Source organism: Roseovarius sp. MMSF_3350 (genome assembly GCF_030733425.1).
Classification (GTDB): domain Bacteria; phylum Pseudomonadota; class Alphaproteobacteria; order Rhodobacterales; family Rhodobacteraceae; genus Roseovarius.
This window is the reverse complement of the sequence record NZ_JASHIZ010000021.1, coordinates 1-18,099: the sequence shown is the minus strand read 5'-3', so window position 1 is coordinate 18,099 and position 18,099 is coordinate 1. Positions and strand designations below refer to the sequence as shown.

At 65.9% G+C, this 18,099-nt stretch carries 17 protein-coding genes and 1 tRNA gene; 11 read left to right on the top strand and 7 right to left on the bottom strand.

All coding sequences use genetic code 11. The features are described 5' to 3' along the window. Positions 1-4: 4 nt before the first annotated feature. From RBB31_RS17145 to RBB31_RS17130, 4 genes are all read right to left on the bottom strand, one after another. Positions 5-1,414 (bottom strand): carnitine 3-dehydrogenase, encoded by a 1,410-nt coding sequence (locus RBB31_RS17145; protein ID WP_306130532.1) that lies wholly within the window; start codon positions 1,412-1,414, stop codon positions 5-7. 14 nt (positions 1,415-1,428) lie between these two features. Beyond that, positions 1,429-1,968 carry a lipocalin family protein gene (locus RBB31_RS17140; protein ID WP_306130478.1) on the bottom strand — a complete coding sequence of 180 codons (540 nt, stop codon included), beginning with the start codon at positions 1,966-1,968 and terminating at the stop codon, positions 1,429-1,431. 32 nt (positions 1,969-2,000) lie between these two features. Next, entirely contained in the window at positions 2,001-2,765 is a 765-nt protein-coding gene (locus RBB31_RS17135) for an SDR family oxidoreductase (protein WP_306130477.1), read from the bottom strand. A 76-nt stretch (positions 2,766-2,841) separates the two neighbouring features. Continuing rightward, positions 2,842-3,753: a 3-keto-5-aminohexanoate cleavage protein gene (locus RBB31_RS17130; protein WP_306130476.1), complete on the bottom strand. Its 912-nt coding sequence runs from the start codon at positions 3,751-3,753 to the stop codon at positions 2,842-2,844. 75 nt (positions 3,754-3,828) lie between these two features. On the opposite strand from RBB31_RS17130, the gene RBB31_RS17125 reads away from it, so the two are divergent. From RBB31_RS17125 to RBB31_RS17110, 4 genes are all read left to right on the top strand, one after another. Next, positions 3,829-4,773: a GlxA family transcriptional regulator gene (locus RBB31_RS17125; RefSeq protein ID WP_306130475.1), complete on the top strand. Its 945-nt coding sequence runs from the start codon at positions 3,829-3,831 to the stop codon at positions 4,771-4,773. A 31-nt stretch (positions 4,774-4,804) separates the two neighbouring features. Next, complete coding sequence (locus tag RBB31_RS17120) at positions 4,805-6,058, top strand: FAD-binding oxidoreductase (RefSeq protein WP_306130474.1); 1,254 nt, start codon at positions 4,805-4,807, stop codon at positions 6,056-6,058. Between the two features lie 159 nt (positions 6,059-6,217). Next, positions 6,218-6,676, top strand: a complete 459-nt coding sequence (locus RBB31_RS17115; RefSeq protein WP_306130473.1) for a (2Fe-2S)-binding protein — start codon at positions 6,218-6,220, stop codon at positions 6,674-6,676. Between the two features lies 1 nt (position 6,677). After that, complete coding sequence (locus tag RBB31_RS17110; RefSeq protein WP_306130472.1) at positions 6,678-8,876, top strand: xanthine dehydrogenase family protein molybdopterin-binding subunit; 2,199 nt, start codon at positions 6,678-6,680, stop codon at positions 8,874-8,876. A gap of 74 nt (positions 8,877-8,950) precedes the next feature. Here the strand turns inward: RBB31_RS17110 and RBB31_RS17105 are convergent. Continuing rightward, a tRNA-Arg gene (locus RBB31_RS17105) sits at positions 8,951-9,027 on the bottom strand. 47 nt (positions 9,028-9,074) lie between these two features. Beyond that, positions 9,075-9,842: a tRNA pseudouridine(38-40) synthase TruA gene (gene truA, locus RBB31_RS17100; protein ID WP_306130471.1), complete on the bottom strand. Its 768-nt coding sequence runs from the start codon at positions 9,840-9,842 to the stop codon at positions 9,075-9,077. A 104-nt stretch (positions 9,843-9,946) separates the two neighbouring features. Between truA and RBB31_RS17095 the strand changes: the two genes are divergently transcribed. Genes RBB31_RS17095 through RBB31_RS17085 form a run of 3 tightly spaced genes read left to right on the top strand, consistent with a single transcriptional unit; the run spans position 9,947 to position 12,800 of the window. Then, entirely contained in the window at positions 9,947-11,374 is a 1,428-nt protein-coding gene (locus tag RBB31_RS17095; RefSeq protein WP_306130470.1) for a YcjX family protein, read from the top strand. Beyond that, entirely contained in the window at positions 11,371-11,796 is a 426-nt protein-coding gene (locus RBB31_RS17090) for an N-acetyltransferase (protein WP_306130469.1), read from the top strand. The genes RBB31_RS17095 and RBB31_RS17090 overlap by 4 nt, the downstream gene beginning before the upstream one ends. Continuing rightward, positions 11,793-12,800 carry a YcjF family protein gene (locus tag RBB31_RS17085; RefSeq protein WP_306130468.1) on the top strand — a complete coding sequence of 336 codons (1,008 nt, stop codon included), beginning with the start codon at positions 11,793-11,795 and terminating at the stop codon, positions 12,798-12,800. The genes RBB31_RS17090 and RBB31_RS17085 overlap by 4 nt, the downstream gene beginning before the upstream one ends. Before the next feature lie 114 nt (positions 12,801-12,914). Here RBB31_RS17085 and RBB31_RS17080 read toward each other — a convergent pair whose 3' ends face one another. Continuing rightward, positions 12,915-13,334 (bottom strand): group III truncated hemoglobin, encoded by a 420-nt coding sequence (locus RBB31_RS17080; protein WP_306130467.1) that lies wholly within the window; start codon positions 13,332-13,334, stop codon positions 12,915-12,917. Between RBB31_RS17080 and RBB31_RS17075 the strand changes: the two genes are divergently transcribed. From RBB31_RS17075 to RBB31_RS17060, 4 genes are all read left to right on the top strand, one after another. Further along, the gene (locus RBB31_RS17075) at positions 13,333-13,545 is read left to right on the top strand and encodes a hypothetical protein (RefSeq protein ID WP_306130466.1); all 213 of its coding nucleotides are present in this window, start codon (positions 13,333-13,335) and stop codon (positions 13,543-13,545) included. The two genes, RBB31_RS17080 and RBB31_RS17075, sit on opposite strands and share 2 nt — an antisense overlap. Before the next feature lie 213 nt (positions 13,546-13,758). After that, positions 13,759-16,731, top strand: a complete 2,973-nt coding sequence (gene ileS / locus RBB31_RS17070) for an isoleucine--tRNA ligase (protein WP_306130465.1) — start codon at positions 13,759-13,761, stop codon at positions 16,729-16,731. A gap of 27 nt (positions 16,732-16,758) precedes the next feature. Further along, the gene (locus RBB31_RS17065; protein ID WP_306130464.1) at positions 16,759-16,998 is read left to right on the top strand and encodes a DUF3253 domain-containing protein; all 240 of its coding nucleotides are present in this window, start codon (positions 16,759-16,761) and stop codon (positions 16,996-16,998) included. Further along, a partial coding sequence (locus RBB31_RS17060; protein ID WP_306130463.1) for a benzoate/H(+) symporter BenE family transporter occupies positions 16,998-18,099 on the top strand: 1,102 nt, incomplete at its 3' end. The genes RBB31_RS17065 and RBB31_RS17060, both read left to right, overlap by 1 nt.

Sequence of the window (18,099 nt, the reverse complement as noted above, 5' to 3'; positions counted from 1 at the left end):
GGTCTCACTCCTTTGCGTGCAGGGCGACCAGCGCCGCCACCTTGTCCGCCACATCCTCGGGTGGCTCACAGGTGCGCCGGGTCTCCAGGCTCACATGCAGCATCAGCTGGTCGCAGCTGGCCATCACCGCACCGTCGCTCTTGCGCTTCATCTCGTGATGGCAGCGCAGCTTCTTGCCGCCGCCCTCGGTCACCCGGCTTTCCACGATGATCTCTTCCCCGGCCCGCGTTTCGGCCAGGTACTTGATCGTGGTCTCCACCGTGAAATAGCTCAGCTGCCGCTCGGACACATAGGTCTCGTCCGCGCCCACATAGGCCATCACGCCCTCGGCCGCATCGCTGAAGACCTGGCCGTAGCGGCCCTCGTTCATGTGACCGTTCATGTCGGTCCAGTCGACCGGCACCATCCGGTCCTGCGTGATCATCGGCGAAGCCTCCGCAGGGACCTTCAGAAGCGCCCGCTGATGCTCGGCAACAAGCCGGCCGGTCGCGTTCCCCTGCTGTTTCAGCGCCCGCATCATCGCGATCAGGTTGCGGTCGCGCTTGCGCTCCAGCTCGCGGATCGAAAGGTGCCCCGACTGCGCGTCGGACTGGTCCGCGATCAGGTCCACCAGTTCCGGCGTGAACTCCGGCACATCCATCAGCTTGGTCCAGGGCCAGCTCAGCGCCGGGCCGAACTGCGCCATGAAATGTCGCATCCCGGCCTCGCCGCCGGCCACGCGGTAGGTCTCGAACAGGCCCATCTGCCCCCAACGCAAGCCAAAGCCATAGCGGATGGCATTGTCGATCTCCTCAGTGGTGGCGATCCCGTCCTTCACCAGCCACAGCGCCTCGCGCCACACGGCCTCGAGGAAGCGGTCGGCGATATGCGCGTCGATCTCCTTGCGCACATGCAGGGGGTAAAGGCCCACCTCGGTCAGCACCGCCTTGGCCGCCTCGACCATCGCAGGCGCCGTGGCCTCGGACGGCACCACCTCGATCAGCGGCAGCAGGTAAACCGGATTGAACGGGTGCGTGACCATTATCGTGGACGGGTCGGCAGCACCTTGCTGCAACTCGGACGGCTTGAACCCGCTGGTCGACGAGCCGATCGGCACGCCCGGCGCGGCGCCCTGGATCTCGGCAAAGACCTTGTGCTTCAGGTCCAGCCGCTCACTCACGCTTTCCTGGATCCAGTCCGCGCCCTCGACCGCCTCGGCAATCGAGCCGTGAAAGCTCAGCTTTCCCTCGGCGGGCAGGGCGCAGTCATACAGCATCGGCAAAGCGCCACGCGCGTTGGTCAGCACTTCGCCCACCTTGCGCTCGGCTTGCGGGTCGGGGTCGAACACCCGCACATCCCAGCCGTTCAGCAGGAACCGCGCGGCCCAGCCGCCGCCGATCACGCCGCCACCGATGATTGCCGCCCTTTTCGTCATCGTCGTTCCCTTCGTCATCTCACCTTGATCCGCGAGGTGTCATAGCCGTTGAAATTCAGGATCTCCGCCGCCGCCCGCAGCCGGTCGGCCCCGCCTTCGGGGCGGCGGTCGAGGATCCAGCCATAGCTGCCATCGGGTGTCCCGATCGCCGCCGTGCGGAAATCGTCATCCACCCACACGACCCACATCTGCCGCGGAGCGTCGCCCTCGCGGTTCAGCTGCCAGCGGTTCTGACCCAGCGGCCTGGCCATCCATATCTCGGTATCGGTCTCGCAATCGCCGGACAGAAGGCAGGCCTCGGTGCGGAACTCCACCGCCTGCTGGCCGTGAAGGTCCGGCAGAAGGGTCACCATGGCCAGACCGCCATCGCCGGGGAAATACCCGCGCACGAACCACGGCCCGCCCATGTCCTGCATCCCGTTGCCGCGCGTCGTCACCGACAGTGGCTGACCCGTGTCGCGGAATGATCGGTCTGGCGCCATCGGCCCGCTGGCGCAGCCCGCCAGCGCCAGGGCCGCAACGAAGTATGTGATCCGGTTCGTCCAGTTTCGCATGGTGTGCCTCATGTCGTGATGCTTCACGCGCATCATGGCACCAGCGTTTCGGTGTGGCCATCCACCGCCATAACCTGGCCCGAGATCTTCGCGGCCCCCGGCGAAGCGAGAAACAGCACCATGTCGGCAAGGTCATCGGCGGTGACCCAACTGCGCAGGCTGACGCCCTTGACGTATTGGGCGCGCACTTCGTCCTCGGTCTTGCCGCTGGCGGCGGCCTCCATTGCCACGACGCGATCCATTCGGTCGCCTTCCACCGCGCCGGGGGCGATGGCGTTCACCCGCACGCCCGCCGGGCCCAACTCCATCGCCAGTGTCTTGGTCAGCCCCACCAACGCCCATTTGGCCGAGGAATAGGGCGAGCGATAGGGATAGCCCCATTGCCCCGCTGTCGAGGTCGTCAGCACAATCAGCCCCGCGCCCTGCGCCCGCATCACCCGCGCGGCCCAGCGGCAGGTCAGGAAAGACCCGTGCAGGTTGACCGCGATACATTGCTGCCAGGCGGCATAATCGAGGTCTTCGATCAGCCCGGCCTGTCCGCCGGTCCCGGCATTGGCGCAGACCACGTCAGCCCCGCCCCATTCGCCTTCGACCTGGCCGAGGAAAGCGTCCATCTCGGCCTCGTCGGTGACATCGGCCTCATGCGCGATCAGCGACGGGTTGGCCTCGGCCATCGCGGCCACCGCCACCGGGTCGGCGTCACAGATCGCCACGCGGTCGCCCTCGGCCAGGAACCGCTCGGCCAGCCGCTTGCCGATGCCCGACGCGCCAGCGGTGATGACCACGCGGCGGCTCATGGCCGGGTTGTCCGGCAGGCGCAAACGACACCGACGCGATGCCACCCAAATACCGACGCGATACCGACAGCCATTTTCAGACCGGCGCCCGCCTTGTCAGCCCCAGCTTCTTGCGCACGTCCTCGGGCCCGATCACCCGGGCGCCCAGCCGTTCGATGATCTCTTTCGCCCGCGCGACAAGCTGTTCGTTCGTGGCCAGCACACCCTTGTCCAACATCAGGTTGTCCTCCAGCCCGACGCGCACATTGCCCCCCGCCAGCACCGAGGCGGCGACGTAAGGCATCTGGTTGCGCCCCAGCCCGAAGGCGCTGAAGGTCCAGTCCTGAGGCACGTTGTTGACCATCGCCATGAAGGTGTTCAGGTCATCCGGCGCGCCCCACGGCACGCCCATGCACAGCTGCACCAGCGCGGGGCTGTCCAGCACGCCATCGCTAACAAGTTGTTTTGCATACCACAAATGGCCCGTGTCGAAGGCCTCGATCTCGGGCTTCACGCTTAGTTCCGTCATCATCCGGCCCATCGCCATCAACATGCCCGGCGTGTTGGTCATGACGTAGTCGGCCTCGGCAAAGTTCATCGTGCCGCAATCCAGCGTGCAGATCTCCGGGCGGCATTCGGCCACATGCGCCACCCGCTCGGTCGCGCCGATCATGTCGGTTCCGGCCTCATTCAGCGGCAGCGGGCTTTCGACATCGCCGAACACCATGTCCCCGCCCATTCCGGCGGTCAGGTTCAGCACAACGTCGACCTCGGAATCGCGGATCCGCTCGGTCACCTCGCGGAACATCTTCACGTCCCGCGATGGCACACCGGTCTCGGGATCCCGAACGTGACAATGCACCACCGCCGCCCCGGCCCTGGCCGCGGCGATGGCACTTTCGGCAATCGCTTTCGGGCTGCGCGGTACATGCGGACTCTTGTCTTGGGTTCCGCCCGAGCCCGTTACGGCACAGGTGATGAACACCTCTCGGTTCATGGCAAGTGGCATTGCAGGCTCCTCTTTCGGTGCCGACAGCATAGCGCGCTGGATACCTCGAAAATATTGCGGTAATAGTCAAAAATCATGCCGGAATGGACAAAATCTTCTGCGCCGCGTACACGGATAGGCTTTCTGCTTTTCGATCGTTTTTCCAACTTGTGCCTGGCCAACTGCATCGAACCCTTGCGCGCGGCCAATTCGCTTGGGGCAAGTACCGTGTTCGAGTGGACGGTGCTGAGCCTCGACGGCGCCCCGACGCGATCTTCCAGCGACATCGAGATGATTGCCAAAAGCGCGGTGTCGCAGATGGCGAAGGTCGATTACCTCTTCGTGCTCGCCAGTTATGGTCACGAGGCACATGACACCCCGCGGACCCGCCGGCAACTCCGCGATGCCGTGCGGCACACCAACCGGGTCGTGGGACTGGATACAGGTCCCTGGCTGTTGGCGTCGGCCGGTCTGCTCGATGGAAAGCGCGCGACGGTACATTGGGACGTGCTGGATGCGTTTACCGAACGGTTTCTGGCGGTCGAGGCGGAGCGCGCGCACGTTCTGACCGACGGCAACGTGATCACATGCGCAGGGGCCATGTCGGCACTGGGCCTGACGCTGGATCTGATCGCCCAGCATCTTGGAATGTCGGCCCGTTTGGATGTCGAGGCGCTGTTCCTGCAAGGCGACCCGCCCGTGGGTGGAGGCCGCGCGACCCAAGTCACGGATCCGCTGGTCCGCAAGGGGTTGCAGCTCATGCGGGATACGATCGAGAACCCCATTTCCGTGCAACAGCTTGCACAGCGCCTGTCCTGTCAGCCGCGAACGCTCGACCGGCGGTTCCGGGCCCGGTTGGGCGCGCCGCCAGGTAAGGTCTATCGGCATCTTCGGCTCGCCGCGGCACGCAAGTTCATCGAGGACAGCACCCTGGGGGTCGCCGAGATCGCAGTGCGCTGCGGCTATGATTCTCCGGCCGCCATGACCCGCGCCATCCGGCGGCAATACGGGACGACACCGCGCGAACTGCGGCGCCATTGACAGCCTTGCGAGCGCCGCTAAAGCTGCGCCCATGACAAGCATTCCGCGCAATGTGGCCGTTATCGGCGCCGGCATCGTCGGCGTGTCAACCGCGCTATGGCTGGCGCGGGAAGGGCAGCAGGTCACGCTGGTCGACAGGGTCGGACCGGGAGAGGCGACAAGCTTTGGAAACGCGGGGCTGCTGGCCTCCGCCGCCACGTTGCCCGTGCCGGGGCCGGGGCTGCTGCGCAAGGCGCCGCGCATGGCGCTGGATCCGCGCGAACCATTGTATTTGAGGATGCGACACCTTCCGGCTCTGGCCCCATGGCTGTTTCGGTATTTGCGCCATGCGTCAGCGGAAGCGGCACGAAAACGTGCCGACGCGATCCTGCCACTGATCGGCGACAGCCTTGCCGACCATCAGGCACTGGCCTCTGGAACGCCCGCCGAGAAATACGTGCTGCCCTGTGATTATGTCTACGGCTATGCGGATCGGTCTGGGTTCGAGGCCGACCGTTTTTCGTGGGACCTGCGCACGGCACAAGGCTTCGATTTCTCGGTGATGGATCGCACCGCGTTCAGAAGCTACGACCCGATCTTTGGCAACGCGATCGGGTGCGCCGTCAGGATGCCGAACCACGGACGTATTTCCGATCCCGGCGCCTATGTCAAAGCGCTTGCGGCTGTGGCCGAACGCCTTGGCGCCAAATTCGTCCGGAGCGAGGCAAAAGGGATCGTCTGCGAGGATGGACAGGTTCGGGGACTGCGCCTCGATGGCGACACCCTGCCTTGCGACACGGTGGTTGTCGCGGCCGGGGCATGGTCCAAGGAACTGACCCGATCCTTGGGGCTCGTCGTTCCCCTTCACCCCGAAAGCGGTTTTCATATCGAGTTGTGGGACCCGTCACAGACCCCGCGTGCGCCGTTGATGTTCGCGGCGGGCAAGTTCGTCATCACACCGATGGAGGGGCGCATCCGACTGGCCGGGATGGTGGGCTACGGCGGTTTCGATGCGCCACCGCCCGAGGCACCGTACCGGATGTTCCTGCGCCATCTGAAGAAGGCTTTGCCGGGACTGGAATGGAAGGAAACGACCCGATGGATGGGTCACAGGCCGGCGATGGCGGATTCTCTTCCCATGATCGGGTCCGTGCCGGGGATTACCGGCGCCTATACCGGGTTCGGCCACGACCACATCGGCCTGACCGCGGGCCCCAAGACGGGCCGTATCCTGGCGCAGATGATCTCGGGCAGGCGGCCCAATATCGACGTCGGCCCCTTCGCGCCCGAGCGTTTCAGCCGCTGAAGCCCAAAAGCTGTGCGGATATGAACGCGCGCCTGTGCAGAAACGGCCGGCTTATCGGCTTTTGCCGCTCCATCCTAACTTCTAGACTGCGGCAATCACGGCGCGGTCCTCACGCCCGTTTGACGTTCCAGCGACTGCCAACAGGGATAGGAGCCAGACATGATTTCATTCACACTCAACGGTAAAGAAACGGAAGTCGACGCAAGTCCGGATATGCCCCTGCTTTGGGCGCTGCGCGATGAACTCAAGATGACAGGCACGAAATTCGGCTGCGGCGTGGCCGCTTGCGGGGCGTGCACTGTGCATATCGACGGCGTGCCGACGCGGTCCTGCCAGACCTACCTGGGCGATCTGGACGGGGCGGCCATTACCACGATCGAAGGCGTCGAAAGCAAGGCCGCCAAGGCTATCCAGAAAGCCTGGGTCGAGCTTCAGGTGCCGCAATGCGGTTATTGCCAATCGGGGCAGATCATGTCGGCCTCGGCGCTGCTGGCCGAAACGCCCAAACCCACTGACGACGATATCGACACGGCGATGGACGGCAACCTCTGCCGCTGTGCGTCCTATGCCCGTATCCGCAAGGCCATTCACCGGGCCGCAGAAATCATGGAGGCGTAAGATGAGACTGATCGACAAACGCGACCTGATGCCGGCAACCAAAACGCTGGAGACAACGCGGCGCGGATTCCTGACACTGTCGGCCGGTGCGGCCGGTGGTCTGCTGCTTGGGGCTGCCGTGCCGGCGCGTGGTCTGGCCCAGTCCGGTGCCGAGGGCGACGTGTTGGTGACGCCGTTCGTCCACGTTATGCCCGACAACACCGTTCTGGTACTCAGCAAACACCTCGATATGGGGCAGGGCACGGCGTCGGGTCTTGCCACGCTGGTGGCCGAGGAACTGGATGCCTCGAGGGACCAGGTGACCACCGATTTCGCGCCGTCCAACCCCGAGCTTTACGCCAACACCGCGTTTGGCGTGCAGGGTACCGGCGGGTCTACCGCAATGCCCAATTCGTGGGAGCAATATCGCAAGGCCGGTGCGACCGTCCGGGCGATGCTGGTCAATGCGGCTGCAAGCGAGTGGGGCGTCGATGCCTCCGAAATCGCCGTTTCCGAGGGCAAATTGTCGGCTGGCGAGAACACTGTCACTTTCGGCGAGATGGCGAGCCTCGCGGCCGGCCAGAAACCGCCCGAGGATGTTGCGCTGAAGGCACCCGAGGATTGGGTCTATATCGGCAAGTCGTTCGCCCGCGTGGAGGTGCCGCAAAAGACGCAAGGCAGCGTCGGCATGTTCGGGATCGACCAGCAGCCCGAGGGTGGGCTGGTTGCCGTAACGGCCCGGCCGCCGCGGTTCGGCGCAACCCTGGCCTCGGTGGACGCGGCCGACGCGAAAGCGATGGACGGCGTGCATGACGTGCTGGAAATCCCGCAAGGCGTCGTCGTGGTGGCCGACACCACATGGAAGGCGATGCAGGCGCGGGACGCGCTGACGCTCGAATGGACCGAAGGCTCGGGCGAGACCCGTGGCACCGATGCGCTGATGGAAGAGTTTCGCGCGCTTCTGGACAAGCCCGGAAACCCGGCGGAGCCAAAGGGCGACGCCGCGGCCAAGCTGGAGCAGGCCGAGAAAGTCATCGAGGCGGATTACGTCTTTCCCTACCTTGCCCACGCTCCGATGGAGCCGCTGGACATGACCGTGCTTTATGACGGCAGTTCGGCGCAGTTCTGGGGCGGCTCGCAATTGCAGACCGTGGATCATGGTACTGCGGCCTCGGTTCTCGGGCTCGAGATGGGGCAGGTGCAGGTGTACACAAAGTGGGGCGGCGGCTCTTTCGGGCGGCGTGCCACCGGTGATGCGCATCTGGTTGCCGAGGCCGCCACCATCGGCCGGGCCTGGCGGGACGCCGGGCATGAGGCGCGGCCCATCAAGCTGGTCTATACCCGCGAGGACGACATCAAGGGCGGCTACTATCGCCCCCTGACGATGCACCGGGTGCGTGCTGGCCTCGATGCCGACGGCAACATCTCGGGGTGGGAGCACCGCATCGTCAGCCAGAGCATCGCAAAGGGCACGCCGTTCGAGAAGTACATGGTCAAGGAAGGGGTCGACGACACCACGATCGAGGGCATTCACCCGACGCCCTATGCCATCCCGGACCTCACGGTCGATGTGCATCACCCCGATGTCGGCGTGCCGGTCCTGTGGTGGCGCTCGGTCGGGCACACGCATACGGCCTATGTCATGGAAACCATGATGGACGAACTGGCGGAGGCCGCAGAGCGTGACCCGGTGGAGTTCCGCCTGTCCTATCTGGGCGAGGACGCGCGGCTGGCCGGCGCGCTTCAGCTGGCGGTCGAGAGAGCCGGAGAGGCCGGGCCGGAGGGCACGCATCGCGGGATCGCCGTGCACAAGAGTTTTGGCAGCTACGTGGCCGAAGTGGCCGACGTGCGACTGCGCGAAGACGGCACGATCAAGGTCGAGAAAGTGACATGCGGCGTGGATTGCGGTGTTCCGATCAACCCCGACAATATCGTGGCGCAGGTCGAGGGCGCCTTGGGGTACGGCCTGTCGTCAATCCTGCGCGAGCAGATCACCCTCACGGATGGCGAGGTGGATCAGTTCAACTTCCCCGACTACACGCCGCTGCGCATCTCGGACATGCCGGAGGTGGAGGTGCATATCGTGCCCTCGACCGAAGCGCCCACCGGCATCGGCGAACCGGGTACGCCGCCCATAGGCCCTGCCGTGGCCAATGCGGTGTACAAGGCAACGGGCGAGCGGGTGCGCAGCCTGCCGATGTCGCAGCACGGCCTGGCCTGAGGCCAGTTGCTAGACACCTGGAAGAAGGGGCGGCAACGGCCCTTTTTTCGGTCCGGCAGCTGCGATGGAGCTTCTGGCGATCCCGCGAGGACTCGAACCCCGAACCTGCTGATTAGAAGTCAGCTGCTCTATCCAGTTGAGCTACGGGACCGCTGGGCAAAGCCTTACCCAAGCGCGATTGCGAATTCAAAGGCGAAATCACGCGAAGGGGTCGTCGGGATAGCCAACGCCGGCAAGGTACAGCCCCTGCGGCGGGCAGACCGGGCCGCAAGCGGCTCGGTCGCGTGCGTCGAGCGCGGTCTTCACGTCGTCGGGCGTCCATGCTCCGGCCCCGACGCGTTCCAGCGTGCCGACGATGCTGCGCACCTGATTGTGCAGGAAAGACCGGGCGCGCAGGCGGAACTGGATTTCTGGACCGGATAGCCCCTCGACCTGCGCGATGGTGATTTCGTCCAGCGTTTTCACCGGGCTTTTCGCCTGGCAGATGGTCGAGCGGAACGTCGTGAAATCGTGATGCCCCACGAGATGCGCCGCGCCTTCGCGCATGGCCTCGACATCCAGTGGGTTCAGCACCCGCCAGACCAGCCCCTTGTCATGGGTGGCCGGGGCGCGGCGGACCAGCAGGCGAAAGAGATAGCGGCGCTCGATCGCCGAGAACCGGGCATGCCAGGCGTCGGTGACCTGCGCGCAGTCGAGGATCGCGACGGGCAGGGGTTTCAGGTGATAATTCAACGCCTCGGACAGGCGAAAGGGGTCCCACGCCTTGGTCATGTCGCATTGTGCCACCTGTGCCAGCCCGTGGACGCCCGCGTCTGTGCGCCCTGCTGCCGCAATCGTGTGCGGACCCGGCTCCAGCCGGGCCAGCGCGTCCTCGATCGCACCTTGCACCGAAGGCTGATCGGCCTGTCGCTGCCAGCCGGCGAAGGGCGCGCCGTGATATTCGACTTTCAATGCGTAACGGGGCATGAAATGGCCTTAGCGCGGGTCGGGACGGGGAACAATCCCCCAACGCTCCCCTCTGGCACATGGCGGGCGTGCGGCCTATCTTGAGGGCAAAGAGAAGGGGCAGCTTGGTGCTTTCGGATATCGCAGATGGGCTGACGCGCGGGGTGGAACGCGTGGGCGACACGCTGTCGGGCGCGTTCATGGAGCCCGTGATCCGGCTGGGTGTCACGGGGCTGAGCCGCGCGGGCAAGACGGTGTTCATCACGTCACTGGTGGCCAACCTGATGGATCGCGGCCGGATGCCGGGGCTGGTGGCCGCCGCTGAGGGGCGCATTTCGGCGGCCTATTTGCAGCCGCAGCCCGACGATACGCTACCCCGGTTCGAGTATGAGAAACACCTGGGGGCGCTGACCGCCGAGGTGCCGCATTGGCCCGACAGCACGCGCTCGGTGTCGGAATTGCGCCTTTCGCTGCGGGTGCGCCCCTCGGGGTTGCTGGCCGGGTTGCAGGGGCCGCGCACGGTGCATCTGGACATCGTGGATTACCCCGGCGAATGGTTGCTTGATCTGGGCCTGATGGACAAGAGCTATGCGGACTGGTCCGCCGAAACGCTGGACCGGTTGGGACGTCGCGAGCAGGCACAGGGCTTTCTTGCCTTGGCCCGCGAGGTGGATGCCACGGCCAAGCTGGAAGAGCCTGTGGCGCAGTCGTTGGCCGAAGCGTTCACCGCCTACCTGAACGCGGCACGCGAGGCGGGGCTGTCGGATTGCACGCCGGGGCGGTTCCTGCTGCCGGGGGATCTTGCCGGCTCTCCGGTGCTGACCTTTGCGCCGCTGCCTGCGCCCGACAGCCCGCCGCGCCGGTCGCTGTGGCGCGAGATGGAGCGGCGGTTCGAGGCGTATAAATCCAAGGTCGTCAAACCTTTCTTTCGCGATCATTTTTCCCGGATCGACCGCCAGATCGTGCTGGTCGACGCGCTGGGTGCCATTCACAACGGCCCGCAGGCGGTCGAGGACCTGCGCCGCGCGATGGCCGATATCCTTGGGGCGTTCCGGCCGGGACGTAACGCCTTTCTGTCCCGGCTGCTGATCGGGCAGCGGGTGGAGAAGATCCTGTTCGCGGCCACCAAGGCCGATCACCTGCACCACACGCAGCATGGCCGTCTGACCGGCATCATCGAGGCGCTGATGCGGGATGCGCGCAACCGGGCGGATTTCGCCGGGGCCGAGACGGCGGGGATGGCGATTGCCGCGCTCAGGGCCACGACCGAGGAAACGCGGGAGCATAGTGGGCAAACCTTGGATTGCGTGCGTGGCACGCTGATGACGCCCGAGGGTGGGCGCGGCAAACAGGCAGCGTTCTATCCCGGTGCCTTGCCGGAGGACCCGGCGCACCTCCTGGGGCCGGCGCGGGAGGGGGCCGAGGCGTGGCTGGAGGCCGAGTACGAGGTGATGAATTTCGCCCCCGCACGACTGACGCTGAAGCGCGGGGAAGGCCCGCCGCATATAAGGCTGGACCGGGCGGCGCAGTTCCTGATCGGGGACCGGTTATGACCCCGTTCCGGGCAAGGCTGCGCCATGTGCCCGCGCTGCTGGCGATCCTGTGGCAGCACCGGGCGGCGCACCGCTGGGACGACCTGAGGATCATGCTGCGCCTGACGCGGCAGGGCTGTGTTCGGGCGGTTTCGGACGGGGCCGGGCTTGCCGGGTTCAGCCTGTGCCGACGTGGAGACCTGCATGCGCTCTATGTCCATCGGCGGGCGCAGGGGCGCGGCGTGGGGCGGGTTCTGCTGCAGGATGCGCAAGCGGCGTTCGATCGGCTAAACCTTTGGGTGGCTGAGGAAAATACCAGTGGTTTGCGGTTCTATCGCCGCCACGGATTTGCCGAGAAGGCCCGCGCGGACGGTGAGCGAAACGACGAAGGGCGGCCCGAGATCCTGATGGTCTGGCCGCCGGAACGCAGGGTAGAGACATGAGCAAGCGGCCGGTGCTGATCGACATTGAAGAGGACGATGACAGCCCCCGCCCGGACATGGCGCCGCCGGTGCCTGACCCGGTGGTGGAAGGTCATCCCGAGGGCCGCGCGATGCAGACCGTGGCGACGTTGGCGGCGAAGAAACCGTCGCGCCTGGCGCGGTGGTTCTGGGGGTTGTTGCTGGCGATCCTGGGGGCGGTGATTTCCTTTGCCGCGTGGGATTTCGTGATGGCCCTGCTGGCCCGGAACGTGGTGCTGGGCTACGCCGTCACGGCTCTGATCGCGGCGTTTGCCCTTGTCTGCCTGATCATCGCGACCCGCGAACTGGCGGCCTTTTCAAGGCTGGCGCGGATCGACACGCTGCACCGCGAGGCCGATGCGGCGCTGGCGGGGGCGGACCTGAAGCAGGCGCGGGGCGTGGTGCGGGACCTGACGCAGCTTTACGCGGGCCGCGACGATACCAGCTGGGGCCGCGATCGGCTGCGCGACTATGGCCCCGAGCAGATGGATGCCGCCAGCCTGCTGGGACTGGCCGAGACGGAACTGCTGGCGCCGCTGGACCGGGCCGCGGCGCGCGAGATCGAGGCCGCCGCACGGCAGGTGGCGACGGTGACGGCGGTGGTGCCGCTGGCCTTTGCCGACGTGATCGCCGCGCTGACGTCGAACCTGCGGATGATCCGGCGGATCGCCGAGATCTATGGCGGGCGGTCGGGCACGCTGGGAAGCTGGCGGCTGGCCCGTGCGGTGATGACGCATCTTGTGGCCACGGGCGCCGTGGCGGTTGGCGACGACCTGATTGGCTCGGTCGCCGGAGGAAGCCTTTTGTCCAAGGTGTCGCGCCGGTTCGGCGAGGGGATCGTGAACGGCGCGCTGACCGCGCGGGTGGGCGTGGCGGCCATGGAAGTGTGCCGCCCCTTGCCGTTCCGGGCGGGCAAGCGCCCCTCGGTGACGCGGATGGTGCAACGGGCGCTGACCGGGCTCTTCAGCGGGGTTAACAAAGGGTAAACGACCGGCATTTTTCGCTCGGTGCGTCGGTATTTTCGCCCCAAGGCAGGTGGAGCCTCACGACTTTTCCCAAATTAGCGGGAAATCGTTAACGTCCGGTCGCGGGGCCGTGCGTCAGAACGGGTTGCCCAGCTTCGGGATGCCACCGGGCAGGGTCTCGCGGTTCACGACGCCCGCGCGCAGGGTCTGGCCGATGCGGTGCGCGAGCGCCGACCAGGCGGCGGCCTTGGTCGGGGAAAGCTCTGACTGCAGCGTGGTGTCGAAGAGATCGAGCCATGTCGAGAACATGCCCGGCTTGACGTTGCCCGCCTGCACATGGGCCTGCATGGCATTGCCCACGTAGCACCGCTCGTGCAGGATCGTGTTGGCCCAGAAATCGCTGACGCGGGCCTCGTGCGCGGGCCAGTCGGTGACATGGGCGGCAAAGACCGGTGCCAGCCCGGGATGGGCGCGGCACGCGGCGTAGAAGGCCGCCACGACGCGCTCGATCTCGGCGCGGGTGATCTCGAAACGGGGGGGCAGGGCCGGTGTCATGGCCTCGAATCTGGCCGCTGGATGGGCCGGATGCAATGGCAAACACGATTCGGAAAACATGGTTAATGCCGCCGGTTTGCCGGAAATCGGCACGTCGGTATCGCGCCGGTATTTGGGTGGTGTGCCGACGGTGTGGATTTTGCTGATCCGGCGGGTTAACGGGGCGGGCGTTGCAAAAGCCTTGAGAAGGCTTTTGCCAAGACTTTTCTGAAAAGTCTTGGCGCGGGTGGTGAGCCCGGGTTCTACGGCTTGCTCCTTGGAACGCGCGCACCTATAACGCCCCCCATCATGACCCGCTTTGCGATCATCATTCGAATTACATGCCCGGCGCTCTGAGAGACACGAGCCGCCGGGACAAGGCGTATGGACGCACCGCGCCGCCCCCACCCAGAGATTGAAATGCCAGTGACAAAGGACGTCACAGATGTGTTCTGACACACCCGATTACAAAGACACGCTCAACCTGCCGCAGACCGAGTTCCCGATGCGCGCGGGCCTGCCGAAACGCGAGCCCGAGTGGCTGGAACGGTGGAACGGCCTGAAGGTCTATGACCGCCTGCGCGAGAAGGCGGACGCCGAGCCGCGCCAGCCGTTCACCCTGCATGACGGCCCTCCTTACGCCAACGGGCACCTGCATATCGGCCATGCGCTGAACAAGATCCTGAAGGACATGGTGGTGCGGTCCCAGCAGATGATGGGGCGCGATGCGCGCTATATCCCGGGCTGGGATTGCCACGGCCTGCCGATCGAATGGAAAATCGAGGAAGAGTACCGCAAGAAAGGCCAGAACAAGGACGCGGTGGATATCGTCGATTTCCGCGCCGAGTGCCGCAAGTTTGCCGAAGGCTGGATCGACATCCAGCGCGACGAGTTCAAGCGGCTGGGCGTGACCGGGAAATGGGAAAAGCCTTACCTGACGATGGATTTCCGCGCCGAGCGGATCATCGCGGAGGAGTTCCAGACATTCCTGATGAACGGGACTTTGTACCAGGGCTCGAAGCCGGTGATGTGGTCGCCGGTGGAGAAGACCGCGCTGGCCGAGGCGGAGGTGGAGTACCACGACAAGGAGAGCTTTACGGTTTGGGTGAAGTTCGCCGTGGCCGAGGGCCACGGCGACCCCGGCCCCCGAACCGGGGTCTCGAAGAGCGAAGAGGTCCCGGGTCAGGCCCGGGACGGGTTGGCGGGTGCCTACGTCGTCATCTGGACCACCACGCCCTGGACCATGCCGTCGAACAAGGCGGTCGTTTATGGCGAGGACATCGCCTATGGCCTTTACGAGGTCACGGGCACGCCGGAAGAGTGCTGGGCCAATGTGGGCGACAGGTTCATCCTGGCGGACAAGCTGGCTGCCGACGTGATGGGTCGCGCTTGGCTGAACGATGACCAGTGGAGCCGTGTGCGGGACGTGAGTGCCGATGAGTTGAAAGGTCTGAGCCTGAAGCACCCGCTGCATGGCGCCGAAGGCTCGAACGGAGAGTGGGACGATCTGCGTGATTTCCGGGCGGCCGATTTCGTGACCGACGAGGAAGGCACCGGGTTCGTGCATTGCGCGCCCAGCCACGGGATGGAGGAATACGAGCTCTATCGTGGCCTCGGGATGCTGGATCAGGTCATCACCTATAACGTGATGGACGATGGCGGTTTCCGCGCCGATCTGCCGTTCTTTGGCGGGACCTATATCCTTGACCGCAAGGGCAAGGAGGGCAACGCCAACAAGGCGATCATCGACAAGCTGGTCGAGGTGGGTGGCCTCTTGGCGCGGGGCAAGATCAAGCACAGCTATCCGCATTCGTGGCGGTCGAAGGCGCCGGTGATCTATCGCAACACGCCGCAATGGTTTGCCGCGATCGATCGCGAGGTGGGCGACGGGCAGGACGAGAGCGGCACCACGATCCGGCAGCGTGCGCTGACGGAGATCGGCAAGGTGCAGTGGACTCCGAAGACAGGGCGTAACCGTCTGTATTCCATGATGGAATCGCGGCCGGACTGGGTTCTGTCGCGGCAACGGGCCTGGGGCGTGCCGCTGACCTGCTTCGTCAGGAAGGGCGCGATGCCCACCGACGAGGGCTTTCTGCTGCGGGATAAGAAGGTCAATGCCCGCATCCTGGAGGCGTTCGAGGCCGAGGGTGCGGATGCGTGGTACAAGGACGGGGCCAAGGAGCGGTTCCTGGGCAATGACTATGACCCGAACGAGTGGGAGAAGGTCGACGACATTCTCGACGTCTGGTTCGACTCTGGCTCGACCCATGCGTTCGTGTTGCGCGACCGCGAGGACGGGTCCGAGGACGGGATGGCGGATCTGTATCTTGAAGGCACGGACCAGCACCGGGGGTGGTTCCATTCGTCCATGCTGCAAAGCTGCGGCACGACGGGGCATGCGCCGTACCGCGGCGTGCTGACCCACGGGTTCACGCTGGACGAGAAGGGCAACAAGATGTCCAAGTCGCTCGGCAACACGATCGTGCCCGAGGAAGTGGTCAAGCAGTATGGCGCGGATATCCTGCGGTTGTGGGTGGCGCAGACCGACTATACCAACGATCAGCGGATCGGGCCGGAGATCCTGAAAGGGACCGCCGACAGCTATCGCCGGCTGCGCAACACGATGCGGTTCCTGCTGGGGGCGCTGAGCCATTTCAGCGAGGATGACCGGGTTGAGCCGGAGGACATGCCGGAGCTGGAGCGCTGGGTGCTGCACCGGCTGGCGGAGCTGGATCACAAGGTGCGCACGGGCTATGCCGCCTATGATTTCCAGGGGGTGTTTCAGGCGCTCTTCAACTTCGCCACGGTGGAGCTCTCTGCCTTCTACTTCGATATCCGCAAGGATGCGCTTTACTGCGACGGGGACACGGCCCGGCGGCGGGCGGCGCGGACGGTGATGGATATCCTGTTCCACCGCCTGACCACGTGGCTGGCGCCAGTGCTGGTCTTCACCATGGAAGAGGTCTGGCTGGAGCGGTTCCCGGGCGACGAGAGCTCGGTCCACCTGGTGGATATCCCCGAGACGCCGAAGGAATGGCTGAACGAGCCGCTGGCGGCGAAATGGGCCACGGTGCGGCAGGCGCGGCGCGTGGTGACGGCAGCGCTGGAGGTGCAGAGGACCGACAAGGTGATCGGGGCGAGCCTGGAGGCCGCGCCGGTGGTGCATGTGCGGGATGCCGAGGCGCTGGAGGTGCTGAAATCGGTCAATTTCGACGATATCTGCATCACCTCCGATATCCGGCTGACGGACGATCCAAGCCCGGCGGAGGCGTATCGGCTGCCGGAAGTGGATGGCGTGACCGTGGTGTTCGAGCGAGCGGAGGGCGAGAAGTGCCAGCGGTGCTGGAAGATCCTGCCGGATGTGGGGACGCACAAGCATCCGGGGACCTGTGCGCGGTGTGATGCGGCGTTGGGATGACGGTGGGGTGAAACCCCACCCTACGACATGACGGATGACGAGATTGCCGAAGTGTTGATGCGGCTGGCGCGGGCGCGTGGGACGGGCAGGACATTCTGCCCGTCCGAGGCGGCGCGGGCGTTGTCGGGTGACTGGCGGAAATTGATGCCGCGGGTGCGTGAGGTGGCGGCAGGGCTGCCGCTGGTGGCGACGCAGAAGGGCCAGGCCGTAGATCCGGTGGCGGCCAAGGGGCCGATCCGGTTGGGATTGGCCGAAGGAGAGACGTGATGCCACCCATCCAGACGATTTCGACCGGGTTCGTGGTGGCCATGGTCGGGTTCTTCAGTTCCTTTCCCATCGTGCTGCAGGGATTGGCCGCCGTGGGCGCCTCGCCCGCTCAGGCGGCGTCGGGGCTGATGGCGGCGGCGCTGGCGATGGCGCTGGCGGGGATCGTGCTGAGCCTGTGGACGAAGATGCCCGCCTCGGTCGCTTGGTCGACGCCTGGGGCGGCGCTGCTGGCGGTGACGGCCCCTGTGGAGGCGGGGTTTGCCGGCGCGGTGGCGGGGTTCCTGGTGGCGGGAGCTTTGACGGTGATCTCGGGGCTTTGGCGGCCTTTGGGGCGGCTGGCGGCTGCGATACCGGCGCCGCTGGCACAGGCGATGCTGGGGGGCGTGCTGATGCCGCTGGTGGTGGTGCCGGTGCTGGCGGTGGCCGAGACGCCGGCTGTGATCGGGCCGATCCTGGCGGCGTGGTTCCTGCTGGGGCGGATCAACAAGTCGTTGGCGGTGCCGGGAGCCGTGGCAGCGGCGGGGATCACGGTGCTGGTCTACGGTGACTTGGCCGCGTTCGATGCCGGGGGGTGGATGACGGTGCCGGTGTTCGTGATGCCGGAGTTTTCGCTGGCCGCAGTCCTGGGGATCGGCCTGCCGCTCTACGTGGTCACGATGGCGACCCAGAACGTGCCCGGGCTGGCGGTCTTGCGGGCGCATGGCTATGCGCCGGAGCCGGGGCCCCTGTTGAGCGTGGTGGGCGGGTTCAGCGTGCTGTCGGCGCCCGGCGGCGCGCCGCAGACCTGCCTTGCGGCGATCACGGCGGCGATGTGCGCGGACGAGGACAGCCATCCGGACCCTGCGCAGCGCTATTGGTCGGCGGTGATGGCGGGGGTCTTCTATTGCGTGCTGGGGGTGTTCGCCGGCGTGATCACGGCCTTTGCGGGCCTTGCGCCCCCGATGGTGATGGCCAGCGTGGCGGGGGTTGCCTTGCTGGGCGTGTTCGCCAATTCGACCGCGGCCGCGTTGGAGGATGCGGGGTATCGCGAGGCGGCGGTGATCACCTTTGTCGTCACGGCCTCGGGCGTGACGGTGTTCGGACTGGGCGGGGCCGTCTGGG